The organism is Streptomyces sp. NBC_01669 (genome assembly GCF_026339735.1).
In the GTDB taxonomy this organism is placed as follows: domain Bacteria; phylum Actinomycetota; class Actinomycetes; order Streptomycetales; family Streptomycetaceae; genus Streptomyces; species Streptomyces yanii.
This window is the reverse complement of record NZ_JAPEQG010000001.1, coordinates 342,704-354,997: the sequence shown is the minus strand read 5'-3', so window position 1 is coordinate 354,997 and position 12,294 is coordinate 342,704. Positions and strand designations below refer to the sequence as shown.

The 12,294-nt window shown below is 70.3% G+C and carries 8 protein-coding genes and 1 pseudogene; 2 read left to right on the top strand and 7 right to left on the bottom strand.

What is annotated here, in order from left to right; genetic code table 11:
- Nucleotides 1–6: 6 nt before the first annotated feature.
- On the top strand, nucleotides 7–483 hold the full coding sequence (locus tag OG972_RS01700; RefSeq protein WP_266977904.1) for a hypothetical protein: 477 nt from the start codon (nucleotides 7–9) through the stop codon (nucleotides 481–483).
- Between the two features lie 665 nt (nucleotides 484–1,148).
- Here the strand turns inward: OG972_RS01700 and OG972_RS01695 are convergent.
- From OG972_RS01695 to OG972_RS01675, 5 genes are all read right to left on the bottom strand, one after another.
- Nucleotides 1,149–2,672 carry an aldehyde dehydrogenase family protein gene (locus OG972_RS01695; protein ID WP_266977903.1) on the bottom strand — a complete coding sequence of 508 codons (1,524 nt, stop codon included), beginning with the start codon at nucleotides 2,670–2,672 and terminating at the stop codon, nucleotides 1,149–1,151.
- Between the two features lie 103 nt (nucleotides 2,673–2,775).
- Nucleotides 2,776–4,026, bottom strand: coding sequence for a GAF domain-containing protein (locus tag OG972_RS01690; RefSeq protein WP_266977902.1), 1,251 nt, complete (start codon nucleotides 4,024–4,026; stop codon nucleotides 2,776–2,778).
- Nucleotides 4,027–4,123: 97 nt separating this feature from the next.
- Nucleotides 4,124–4,717 carry an N-acetylmuramoyl-L-alanine amidase gene (locus tag OG972_RS01685; protein ID WP_266977901.1) on the bottom strand — a complete coding sequence of 198 codons (594 nt, stop codon included), beginning with the start codon at nucleotides 4,715–4,717 and terminating at the stop codon, nucleotides 4,124–4,126.
- Nucleotides 4,718–4,767: 50 nt separating this feature from the next.
- Nucleotides 4,768–5,784 carry an acetamidase/formamidase family protein gene (locus OG972_RS01680; protein WP_266977900.1) on the bottom strand — a complete coding sequence of 339 codons (1,017 nt, stop codon included), beginning with the start codon at nucleotides 5,782–5,784 and terminating at the stop codon, nucleotides 4,768–4,770.
- Nucleotides 5,781–7,268: an APC family permease gene (locus OG972_RS01675; RefSeq protein ID WP_266977899.1), complete on the bottom strand. Its 1,488-nt coding sequence runs from the start codon at nucleotides 7,266–7,268 to the stop codon at nucleotides 5,781–5,783. The genes OG972_RS01680 and OG972_RS01675 overlap by 4 nt, the downstream gene beginning before the upstream one ends.
- Before the next feature lie 170 nt (nucleotides 7,269–7,438).
- Between OG972_RS01675 and OG972_RS01670 the strand changes: the two are divergent.
- Nucleotides 7,439–7,822 (top strand): annotated as a pseudogene (locus tag OG972_RS01670) (aldo/keto reductase); the annotation flags it as partial.
- On the opposite strand, the gene OG972_RS01665 reads toward OG972_RS01670, so the two are convergent.
- Entirely contained in the window at nucleotides 7,721–9,160 is a 1,440-nt protein-coding gene (locus OG972_RS01665; protein ID WP_266977898.1) for an SWF or SNF family helicase, read from the bottom strand. The pseudogene OG972_RS01670 and the gene OG972_RS01665 overlap by 102 nt on opposite strands.
- A complete protein-coding gene (locus tag OG972_RS01660) occupies nucleotides 9,157–12,045 on the bottom strand; it encodes a DEAD/DEAH box helicase (protein ID WP_266977897.1) in 2,889 nt (962 codons plus the stop codon). The genes OG972_RS01665 and OG972_RS01660 overlap by 4 nt, the downstream gene beginning before the upstream one ends.
- Nucleotides 12,046–12,294 lie beyond the last annotated feature (249 nt).

The window sequence follows — 12,294 nt, the reverse complement described above, 5'->3', positions numbered from 1 at the left end:
CCCGACATGACCGCGAACACACAGACCCCCAGCCGCCCCGGCCTGAAGGAAGGCAAAACCAACGAGTTCACCCTCTTCTTCAACGTCAAGCCCGGCCACGCACAGCAAATCCGCGACTTCTTCAAAGGGGTAGACCACGACAAGCGAAGGGTGCTGACCGACCGCATCGGCACCCTCCACGACCTACGGTGGGTGCTCTTCGACGACGACACCCGCCTCCTGTTCGCCAGCAACTTCGACGGCAACTGGGACGCGTACATCGACGACTTCGCCGCGCTGATCCCCGACACCTTCGACGCTGTCCTGCAACACACCGAGGACTACCCGGGGATCAAGGACCCCAGCATCAAGGATTTCGTCGTCGCCCACCAGGCCACAGCGTGCAATTACCTCCGCGCCGCCCCCGACGCAACGGTCAAAGACATCCAAAAGGCACTACGCGTCAACAAGGCGTTCCAGCAACTGCTCGACGAGGCCGGCTGAGCTAACCGCGGTGACCCACCAACGGCGGAGTCGCCTCCAGCCTCCACCAGCACGGATCTTCACGAGCGTCGGGGAGACCTCGTTGCCGCAGGTTGTGCAACGGCACCGCCACGCAGTCACCGAGGTGGCATAGGGCTCCAGCGGCTCCAGCCCAGCCGCGCGCATGTGTCCGGGCCGGTCTTTCTGCCCGCTGCCGCCCTCACGTCGGCACAGTGCCGACAGCCGCCCTGGCCCGCCAGAATGCCGCCCAGACTCGGTGTGACGTCTCCAGCCCACAGCCGTTGCAGCGACACCGCCACGCCTTGTCGCGACGCCCGGCGTACGGTTCGAGCGGTTCCAGGTCGGCGGCGCGCATGAAGGCCTCGGCTTCGTCCGCGGGCCAGCGGCGTCGGCCACCTGGGGAGGAGAGCAGTACGGGCAGGCCCGAAGGCCGCGCCTGAGGTTGCTCAACCTGATTTCGACGTCGCGGCCGCACGCGAGGTGGCGGCAGTGCCACAGCCCGCTCGGTCCCGGGTAGGACTCCAGTGGCTCCAGGTCGAAATCCTTCGCCTCAACTGCCTTGGATGCCAGACAGTAACGCGAAGAACCTCATTGATTACAGTGGGTAGCTACCGTGTCGGGTTGCCTGGAGCGCAACGATGCCTCCAGGCAACCGACTTCAGGCTCTAGAAGAACCCAAGTTTCTTGGGGCTGTAAGAACAAAGAATGTTCTTCGTCTGCTGATAGTGCTCAAGCATCATCTTGTGGTTCTCCCTGCCGATACCGGACTGCTTGTAGCCGCCGAAGGCGGCGTGAGCCGGGTACGCGTGGTAGCAGTTCGTCCAGACCCGGCCCGCCTGGATCGACCGGCCCGCCCGGTACGCGGTGTTGATGTCCCGGGTCCAGACACCCGCCCCGAGCCCGTACAGCGTGTCGTTCGCCGTCTTGATCGCGTCGTCGAAGTCCGAGAAGGAGGTCACAGCGACGACCGGGCCGAAGATCTCCTCCTGGAAGACCCGCATCCGGTTGTCGCCCTCGAAGATCGTCGGCTGGACGTAGTAGCCGCCCGCCAGTTCTCCGTCGTACTCGATCCGCTGTCCGCCCGACAGAACCTTCGCACCCTCCTGCTGACCGATGTCCAGATACGAAAGGATCTTCTGCAACTGGTCGTTGGAGGCCTGGGCGCCGATCATCGTGTCCGTGTCCAGCGGGTGGCCGGGCACGATCTTCTCGGTGCGGGCGATGCCCGCCTCCAGGAACTCGCTGTAGTGTCCGCGCTGGATGAGCGCCCGCGACGGACAGGTGCAGACCTCGCCCTGGTTGAGGGCGAACATGGTGAACCCTTCGAGGGCCTTGTCACGGAAGTCGTCGTCGGCCGACCAGACGTCGTCGAAGAAGATGTTCGGGGACTTGCCGCCCAGTTCCAGCGTCACCGGCTTGATGTTCTCGGAGGCGTACTGCATGATCAGCCGCCCCGTCGTGGTCTCGCCGGTGAAGGCGATCTTCGCGACGCGCGGGCTGGAGGCGAGGGGCTTGCCCGCCTCCGCGCCGAAGCCGTTGACGATGTTGACGACACCCGGCGGCAGCAGATCGGCGACCAGGCTCAGCCACACATGGATCGAGGCCGGGGTCTGCTCCGCGGGCTTGAGGACCACCGCGTTGCCCGCGGCGAGCGCCGGGGCGAGTTTCCACGTCGCCATCAGGATCGGGAAGTTCCACGGGATGATCTGGGCGACCACGCCGAGCGGCTCGTGGAAGTGATATGCGACGGTGTCGTCGTCGATCTCGCTGAGCGAGCCCTCCTGGGCGCGCAACGCGCCCGCGAAGTAACGGAAGTGGTCGATCGCGAGCGGGATGTCGGCAGCCAGGGTCTCCCGTACCGGCTTGCCGTTGTCCCAGCTCTCGGCGACGGCCAACTCCTCGAGGTGCGCCTCCATCCGGTCCGCGATCCGGTTGAGGACGGAGGCGCGCTCACCGGCCGCGGTGGCGCCCCAGGCGGGGGCGGCGGCGTGGGCCGCGTCCAGGGCGCGCTCGACGTCCTCGGCGGTGCCGCGGGCGACCTCGGTGAACGGGCGCCCGTTGACGGGGCTCGGGTTCTCGAAGTACTGGCCGAGGGCCGGCGGGACGTACGCGCCGCCGATCCAGTGGTCGTAGCGGGACTCGTACGAGACGATGGCGTCCTCGGTGCCCGGCGCAGCGTAACGGGTCATCTCTGTGGCCTCCCGGATCCGGTGCCGCCCGCCGTTGGACGGCCCTCGGCGCGAGGCTAGGGACGGGAACGTTGCAACCTCGTTGCGCCGGACGGCAGAGGTGTCAGCGCTGTTCGGCGTCGAGCGTGCGGGCCCGTGCCAGCAGCGCCGGCCGCTGCCCGGGAGGTGCCGCCGCGGCGAGCGCCTGCCACACGGGCAGGTCGTCCTCGCCCCAGGGACTGTATGCCCAGTCCGCCAGCAGCCCCGGGTCGCCGCGCGCGATCAGCGAGGCCCGCAGCTGATCGTCGAGACGGCGTCGCAGCCGGACGACGGACGGCGCCTGCGAGCCCGGCAGCAGCGGCCCCGCGTACGCGCTGAGCGCCGCCGCCAACGCACCGGACGCCAGTCTGCGGGCCACGCCGTCGAAGTCGGCGTCGACCGGAGCGGCGAACCGGTAGGGGCGGGAAAGCAGCAGTTCGGGGCCGAGCAGCCTGCGCAGCCGGGAGAGTTCGGCCCGCAGCGTCACCGGGGTCACCGTCTCGTCCTCGTACAGCTCGACCAGCAGTTCGTCGCCTCCGAGGCCCTCCGGGTGACGCGCGAGTGCCACCAGGATCTCGCTGTGCCGCCTGCTGAGCCGGATCTTGCGGCCGCCCGCGACGAGCAGAGCCTCGTCCCGGCCGAGCGCGCTCAGCTGTACGGACTCCCTGGCTGGCTCGGGCGCGAGCAGGGCGAGCTGGGACTCGGCGGCGCGTGCCACTGCCTGGACGAACGCCAGGCTGTGCGGATGGGCGAGCCGATTGCCGCCGGTGATGTCGACGGCGCCCAGCACCCGTCCCGTGTGCGGGTCGTGCAGCGGCGCCGCGGCGCACGTCCACTGCTGGACCGGGCGCAGGAAGTGCTCGGCGGCGAACACCTGGACCGGACGGTCCACGGCGATCGCGGTCCCCGGAGCATTCGTCCCGGCCACGGACTCGGACCAGCGGGCACCCTCCACGAAGTTCATCCGGCCGGCGCGTCGGCGGGTCGTCGCGTGCCCCTCGACCCAGAGCAGTCGGCCGTGCGCGTCGCACACCGCAAGAAGATGTTCGCCGTCCGTCGCGTACGCACCCATCAGTTCACGGATCACCGGCATGGCGCGGGCGAGGGGATGTCCCTCCCGGTACGGTCCGAGTTCGTCCGGGCCCAGCTCGACCAGGGCCGCACCGTCCGGGCTGACCCGGGCCCGCGCGGAGCGCCGCCACGACTCGCCGACCACGGAACGTACCGGCCGTTCCAGCCGTCCGGCGGTGGTGAATACCTCGTGTGCGTGGCGCATTTCGCCCAGCCGTTCGCCGGGGTCGGTGTCGGCTGTCAGCGCCACCCAGGGGTCCGTCAACTCACTCTCCCGTCCGGGGGGCTCGTGCATCCCCATCGTCGTCGCAGCCGGGCTCTGCGACAACCTCGGTGCGGGGAGTCATCGGACCGGCAGCGGGTCAGCCGGTGCTGTAGAGGTTGACGAGGCGGATGTAGCGCACCCAGTCCCAGTGGGGGCCGGGGTCGGTGTGATCGGTGCCCGGGACCTGGGCGTGGCCGAGGATGTGCGCGCGGTCCTTGGGGATGCCGTAGCGGTCGCACACCGATGCGGTCAGCAGAGCCGACTGCTCGTACAGGGCGTTGGTGAAGTACGACGGCTGGTCGACCCAGCCCTCGTGCTCGATGCCGACGCTGCGGGTGTTGTAGTCCCAGTTGCCCGCATGCCAGGCGATGTTCTGCTCCCGTACGCACTGCGCGACGTACCCGTCCGCCGAACGCACCACATAGTGCGCGGAGACCTGCTTCGCCGGATTCTGGAAGATGCCGACCGTGTCCGAGAACGTCTCCTGCGTGACATGGATGATCACGTACTGCACCGGATAGGCCGAGGGGCGCGTCGACGCCGTGTAGTTCGACGTGGACGCGGGCGTCCAGTGCGCGAGCGGGTAGTCGGTGCTGCCCGCCGCAGCTGAAGCCATGGCGCGGGTGGAAGCCGGCAGCAGTGCCGCCGCGGCGGTCACCGCGGCGCCCTGGAGAATTCTTCTGCGGTGCATCAACGCTCCTGTGGGGGGAGGGGTAGGGAGACGGTGTACGGGGTGCGGAGTCAGGGGGTGGGGAGCAGGGCGGCGGTCTCGCGGAGGTGTCGGTGCAGTCCACGATGAGGATCGCCCGCGGGCAGCCACTCCTTGCGAATCTTCGCCACGCAGGTGTAGTTGGTGTCGCAGACGTTCGCCAGCGGCGCTTCACCGGCCTGGCTGACCAGTTGGTACGCGTCGAGCTCGGAAAGCCCGTAGTCGCGTGCCAGCCACTGCACCAGGTCCAACTGCGAGATGCGAAAGGCGTCTTCGAGAGGGCGAGCGGAGCCGGTGGAGATGAGATGGGTGTCCGATTCGATCCGCGGCCACGGCGTCGACACTCCCTTCAGCAGCTCGACGAGGACCACGGTGTTCATCGCGCACTCCACCGCGACCCCGCAGGTCTCGCCCTCGCCCTGACGGGCGTGTCCGTCGCCCAGACTCAGCAGCGCGCCCTCGACATTGACGCCCAGATAGCAGGTGACCCCGGCCCGCATCTCGGGCGTGTCCATGTTCCCGCCGTGCGCGTCGGGAACCAGCGCGGACCGCACCTCCAGATTGGCGGGAGCCACCCCCACGGTGCCGTGCATCGGATCCATCGGCAGCTCGACCTGGATGTCGCTGTCCCGGGCGCTGAACAGGCAGGTGCGGCGAGCCCGGTCCAGCTGCCACATCCACACCACCTCCGGCAGCGGGGCCTGCAACGACGCTGTCGTATGGGTGGAGGTCAGGGCCCCGAACAGCGGCACGGTCGTGGACGCCGCCCAGTCCCTGGCCGGTTCGATCGACACGAAGTGCACCGCGACGGTGTCGCCCTGCTCCGCCCCGACCACATGGAAGGGACCGGTCTGCGGGTTGAGGAACGGGAACTCGCAGACGGCGGAGACCAGGTCCTTCTCGGAGCGCACCCGGCCTGCGAAGCAGTCCTCCGTGTACATATCGAGGAAGGTGCCGGGCTCGATCCGGGCCACCGGCGCCGCACCGCCGAAGGTCCATGCGTACTCGCCCTCCTTGGGGCGCACGGTCAGGATCCGCGGGTCGCTCATCGCTGTTCTGCTCCTGTTCCGATGTCGACGACGGCCTCCGGGGCCTCGTCCAGATGGATCCGTCCGGTCTGGGCCACCCGCTCCGGATGTCTGCGCACCAGCACCACCAGTACAACGACGCCGATGAGCATCCAGATACCGACGACCGGCCCCGCGTACGAAACGGGGGCGCTGAGCTCCGAGACGAAGTCGAAGGCCGGAATCCCGGCGGCCGTCAGCAGCGCCGGTACGAACGCCGCGATGCCCAGTACCGGGAAGAGAAGATGAAGTACGGGATTGAACGCCTCGCGACGCCGGCGCAGGAAGTACCCGGCGCAGGCCAGGTTGACGACGATGTACACGCCGATGATCACGGTGACGATGACGGTCGCCAGGAGGATGAACGCGGTCACCGGGTCATAGCCGAAGCCGAGCCCGAGCGCCGCGCCGACAGCGATCACGAACTGCACGGCCACACCGGTGACGGGCGAGCGGCGGCGCGGATGAAGCCGCGCGAACGCGTGCGGGAACACGCCGATTCGGCCGAGGGCGAAGGCCGTGCGCGTCGACACGTTCGCGCACGCATTGGCATTGGCCACGGTCGAGTTGACGACGGCGAGGAAGAGAAGGACCCAGAACAGCCCGAACGAGGCGCGCGCCACGCCTTCCCATGACGCCGCCCCCGAGGAGCCGAACCCGGCGAACCGGTCGGGCCCGAAGTACACGGACATGGCGTACGTGGTGAGGACGTACACCAGGCCGATCGACAGCGCGGCACCGAGCACCGCCCGTCGCATGGTGCGCCGCGGGTTCTTCGTCTCCTCGGCGAGCGGCGCCGCCGCCTCGAAGCCCGCGAACGCCAGCACGGTGTAGACCGAGCCGGCAAAGATGCCGCTGATCCCGTCGAAGCCGTCCGCGGTGTGCGACGTACCGAACACCGACAGCGTGTTGTCCGAGCCGGCCTGCCCGATCAGCAGCACCGCGAATGCGACGAAGACCAGCACTTCGAAGATGCCGAGGACGGTGCCGAATCGCGCGGACGCCCGTACCCCGAAGTAGCCGGCGAGTGCGATGATCACTGCGCCCAGCAGCGACCACGGCCACCACAGGTCCGCCGGGTAGGACGACCACTCCTGGTGCAGCGTGCCCGCCGTCGTGAAGCCGAGCTGCAGCAACAGCAGCGCGGGCACCAGCGCCTCGACGAAGACATAGCCCCAGCCGACGAGGAAGCCGACGGCCGGATGCAGGCCCTGCGCGGAGTATGTGGCGACCGAACCGGCCGCGGGCAGATGGCGGGCCAGCTCCGCGACGCACGACGCGGTGAACAGACAGGCCACCAGCGCCACCAGCACGGACAACGGCAGACTGCCGCCGGCGAACGCGGCTCCCGACGGGATGGATGCGGCGATGGCTGCGGCGGGCGCCATCGCCGTGATGCTCTGGAAAAGAACTTCGCGCAGCCCTACGGCGTCGCGCAACAGCACCGAACCCGATTCCCCCGACACCCCGTGACCCCCTCTGGTCCGCTGACCGGAATGCGTTGTCCGATGTACGGCCGAGCGTCTCGCGCGCCCTACCGTACGGGCGTCGCGCGGGTGGCGGAAGACAGTAGGGCGCCGAAAATCGTTAGGGGGAACGGAAGTTGGGGGCCTCGCCCGAAGGCAGCAACGACGAGTCCATCGCCGAACAATTCGGCGCTCCGACCGAACTTCGGCAGCAGGGCCTGATCCGTCACCTCGGCCTCGGCGGTGTCTCCGTCGCCCAGCTCACCGAGGCGCAGGCCATCGCCCCCGTCGCCACCGTGCAGAACCTCTACACCTCGCCAACCGTGCAGGACGACGCCCTCGGCGACCGGTGTGCCGCCGAGAGCTTCGCTTTCGCCTCGTTCTTCCCACTCGGCGGCTTCGGTCCGCTCCAGTCCGGGGCACCCACCACGGTCGCCGCCCGCCTGGACGCCTCACCGCAGCAGGTCGCCCTGGCCTGGCTGCTGCAACGCTCGCCGACCACTGCCCTCATCCCCGGCACATCCTCCGTCGCCCACCTGCGCGAGACCGTCGCCGAGCGCGCCCGCCAGCACCGCCGCCGGATCGTCGTCCGCCGGTCCCGCAGGGTTCCAGCGACCGCGCTCCTTGCGGTACGGCCACCAGCGCCCGTCCCGCCCGTACCGCAGCTGTACGCCGCCACCCGCAACGGTCCAGCGGTTGCCCGCCGCCCGCAACTGCGGGCGCTCGCCGTCCTCCCATGCCTCGGCGAGCCGCGCACGGGCCCTGGCGAGGGACCCCGGATCGGGCGCCCATTCCTCGTCGAGCACCGCAAGCGCGGCCGCCCCGCCATAACCCCAAGCTCGCACCGCCGCGTCGAGTTCGGCCCGCTGCCGCCCGGATCCGGTGCTCAGCCGGGTCACGATCCAGGGCTCGGGACGAGCGTCGGCGACCAGCCTCACCGCGTCCTGCTCAGGCGTCAACTCGTGCTGCACCGGCTGCTGTTCGTGACCCGGGGCAAGGGCATCCGCCAGCATCCGGTAGGCGCGTACCGCACTGTCCGTCACCAGGACCTCCAGTGCCGCCGGGTCGAGACCTGGCTCCGGTTCGGTCTCCGTGTGCAGCGACGGGGTGGGACCGGGCTCCGCGGGCAGCGGCGGGGGAGCGGGCAGCGGGGGCAGGATGTCCCGCGCGGCGAACGTCTCGTCCGCCCGTACACCGCGCGCCCGACGGTTCTCCGCAGCGGAGGGCTCAGCGGGTTCCCGCTCCGCGGCACGGACCGCGATCCGCACCTGGAGCTCGTCGAGCAGCCGCCGCTCGCCGCGCCCGCGCATCAGCAGGAGTACGAACGGGTCCTGGTCCAGCAGCCGCGCGACCTGGTAGCAGAGGGCGGCGGAGTGCGGACAGTGGTCCCACGTCTCGCACGTGCACTCAGGATCCAGATCTCCGATACCCGGCAGCAGATCCACTCCGGCGGCTGCCGCGTCCTCCACCAGGTGCGGTGGCATCTCCCGGTCGAGCAGCGCGGCGATGTGCCCGGCCCGGTCGACCGCCATGTCCAGGAACCGGTCCCACTCCTCCTCGTTCAGCTGCTGAAGCAGCACATCACTGCGGTATGCGGTCGAGTCCCGGTCCTGGACGACCGCGGTGATCCGACCGGGCCGCACGGAGACCGCGCCGACCCGCCCCTCGCGGGCGAACCGGCGCCCCTGCTTGACCTGCTCGCCGTCCAGCGCCGTGTCCTCGAGGGCCTTCACCCATGCGCGGCCCCACCAGGACTCGGCGAAACCGCGGCCCCGCGCCGGCGGCAGGGCGGCAAAGGTGCGTTCCTGCGCCGGTGCCGACTCCTCATCGGCGACGTCGTCGGATGCGTACCCGTCGATCCCGTATGCGTCGTTCCCGTAGCCGTCACTCATCGCGCGCCCCCTCGCAACTCCACCAGATCCGCCAGTTCCGCATCGGTGAGTTCTGTCAGCGCCGACTCGCCGGAACCGAGCACGGCATCCGCGAGACTCTTTTTGCGGGCCAGCATGTCGGCGATCCGGTCCTCGATCGTTCCCTCGGCGATCAGTCGGTGCACCTGCACCGGCTGGGTCTGCCCGATGCGGTACGCACGGTCGGTGGCCTGTGCTTCCACCGCTGGGTTCCACCAGCGGTCGAAGTGCACGACATGGCCGGCCCGGGTGAGGTTGAGCCCCGTGCCCGCCGCTTTCAGCGACAGCAGGAAGACGGGGGCCTCGCCGGCTTGGAACCGGTCCACCATGGCCTCGCGTTCGGTGATCGGCGTGCCCCCGTGCAGGAACTGGGTACGCACTCCGCGCGCTGCCAGATGCTGTTCGAGCAGCCGCGCCATCTGCACGTACTGGGTGAACACGAGAACGCTCGCATCCTCCGCGAGGATCGTGTCGAGCAGTTCGTCCAGGAGCTCCAGCTTCCCCGAACGGTCCGCGATCCGGGGCCGCTCCTCCTTGAGGTAGTGCGCCGGGTGGTTGCAGATCTGCTTCAGCGCCGTCAGCAGTTTCATCACCAGGCCGCGCCGGGCGAACCCGTCTGCGCCGGAGATCTCGGCCAGGGTTTCCCGTACCACCGCCTCGTACAGGCCGGTCTGCTCCGCCGTCAGCGACACCGCGCGGTCCGTCTCCGTCTTCGGCGGCAGTTCCGGAGCGATGCCCGGATCGGACTTGCGCCGCCGTAGCAGGAACGGCCGGACCAGCGCGGCGAGCCGATCGGCCGCCGCCGGGTCGCTGCCGCCCTCCACGGCCCGCGCGTACCGGGTGCGGAACGTGCCGAGCCGGCCCAGCAGCCCGGGTGTCGTCCAGTCGAGGATCGCCCACAGTTCGGAGAGGTTGTTCTCCACCGGGGTGCCGGTGAGTGCCACCCGCGCTCGCGCGCCGATCGTCCGCAGCTGCTTCGCGGTGGCCGAGTACGGGTTCTTGACGTGCTGCGCCTCGTCGGCGACCACCATGGACCACCCGGCCTCGGCGAGCCTTGCCGCGTCGAGCCGCATCGTGCCGTACGTGGTGAGGACGAACTCGCCGTCCCCCAGGTCCTCCAGGCTGCGGGACGCGCCGTGGAAGCGGCGCACCGGTGTGCCGGGGGCGAACTTCTCGATCTCCCGTTGCCAGTTGCCCATCAGCGAGGCCGGGCAGACCACCAGGGTCGGTCCGGCCGCCTCGTCGACGCTCTGCCGGTGCAGATGCAGGGCGATGAGCGTGATGGTCTTGCCCAGCCCCATGTCGTCGGCCAGACAGCCACCGAGGCCGAGCGAGGTCATCGTGTGCAGCCAGTTCAGACCGCGCAGCTGATAGTCCCGCAGCGTCGCGGCGAGCGCGGCGGGCTGACCGATCGTCTGCTGCTCGCCCGACTCGGGATCGGCGAGCCTGGAGCGCAGCTGGGCGAGCCAGCCCGTCGCCTGTACGTCGACCCTGCGGCCGTCGACCTCGGCGGAACCGGTCAGTACGGCGCCGAGTGCGTCGATCGGGGTGACCTTGCGGTCCTGCGCCTCGCGGGCGCGGCGCCCCTCCTCGGGGTCGACGAGCACCCACTGGTCGCGCAGCCGGACGATCGGCCTGCTGGCCTCGGCCAGGCAGTCCAGTTCGGCGCGGCTCAGCTTCTGGTCGCCGAGTGCGAACCGCCAGTTGAACGCCAGCAGCGCGTCGGCGGACAGGAACGACGGGGTGTCCGACGCGGACCGCCCGTTTCGGGATTCGCCGTCGCCGCCGTTCTCGTCGTCCGGCGGGCCGATCACCGCGCGTGCGGTGAGGGTACGGGAGAGCTCCTTGGGCCAGTGCACCTTGACCCCGGTCGCGGCGAGCGCCCGTGCGGCAGGGCCGAGCAGTTCGGTGATCTCCTCATCGGCCGGATCGACGGAATCCGGGACGGCGGCCGACAGCAGCGGAGCCAGCGGCGGCCAGGCGCGGGCGGCGCGGCGCAACGAGAGGAGGGCGTCCATCCGGGCCCGAGGACCGAACGCCGTCGCGGTCGGGGCGTTGCCCGCCCAGACGTCGGCGGCATCGGCGACCAGCGTCGGATCGCTGACGCTGTGGATCTGCAGGACCGCACGGAAGGACGGCCCGGCGCCCGGCTCGGTGTCCTCGTGCACCCCGGGAGGACCGGTGAGCTCGATACGCAGCGAGAGCCGCACTCCCGCATCGTGCCCGGCCGCGACATCAGCGGCCCAGCCGCGACGGTCAGGCAGACGCTGCGGCGTGTCGACGGCGAATGCCGGGCTGCCGGTGGCGAACACCGCTGCGGGCGTGCGCGGCAGGCCGTCCGCGACCGCGTCCAGGAATGCGCGCAGCAGCCGCTCCGGCTCCGGCAGCAGTACGGGCTCGGCGTCCTCGTTGAGCGGCACCGCATGGGCGGTGGGGGGCATGGAGGCCGCGAGGGCACGGATCCGGTCGAGATCGGCGGCCGTCAGGGGACCGGTCCGCCAGGCGTCGTGGTCCGTGGAGCTCAGCCCCGGCAGCAGCAGTCCGCGGGCGGCGAGTTGGAGGGCGAGGAGTGCGGCAGCGCCCCAGAACGCCGCCGCGGGATGGGAGTGCGTGGCCGCCCGCGCGCGGGTCAGAACGGGCAGGGCGTCGCGCACGGGCAGCAGCAGGGCCGGAACACGGTACGGGCGGGCGTCGGCCCCGACGACGGTCAGTTCCCCGACCGTCCCGGGGGCGTCGGGCGGGCTGCTGCCGTCCGGATGGCAGAAGGCGACCCGGCCGGTGCGGGCGGGGTCCGAGGGCAGGAAGACGACGGAGCAGCGGGAGAGCGCGGAGATCTCGGCGGGGGTCGGCGCGGGAAGCCTGTGCACGGCGATGTCGGATTCCTCAAATTTGACTAGTGGATGCCAAGGTCGCCGAGGGTACTCCACGGCGGCGGTGTCCGGGGGCGCGATCGTCGTGATCCACATCACTTCCATGGGCGTCTGTGGGCGGCGGGGTGTAGCCAGCACCCCTCTGCGGGGAGGGGGCTGCCCCCCGGAATCCCGGGTGGTGGCGCCATGGTTGGCGTGCGGCCGCTGCCCGTACGTTTCAACAGGTCAGAGCACATATCAAGCCTC

Coding starts and splice junctions, on each gene's coding strand:
- OG972_RS01700 (WP_266977904.1), top strand. CDS start 7: ATGACCGCGAACACACAGACCCCCAGCCGCCCCGGCCTGAAGGAAGGC.
- OG972_RS01695 (WP_266977903.1), bottom strand. CDS start 2,672: ATGACCCGTTACGCTGCGCCGGGCACCGAGGACGCCATCGTCTCGTAC.
- OG972_RS01685 (WP_266977901.1), bottom strand. CDS start 4,717: ATGCACCGCAGAAGAATTCTCCAGGGCGCCGCGGTGACCGCCGCGGCG.
- OG972_RS01680 (WP_266977900.1), bottom strand. CDS start 5,784: ATGAGCGACCCGCGGATCCTGACCGTGCGCCCCAAGGAGGGCGAGTAC.
- OG972_RS01665 (WP_266977898.1), bottom strand. CDS start 9,160: ATGAGTGACGGCTACGGGAACGACGCATACGGGATCGACGGGTACGCA.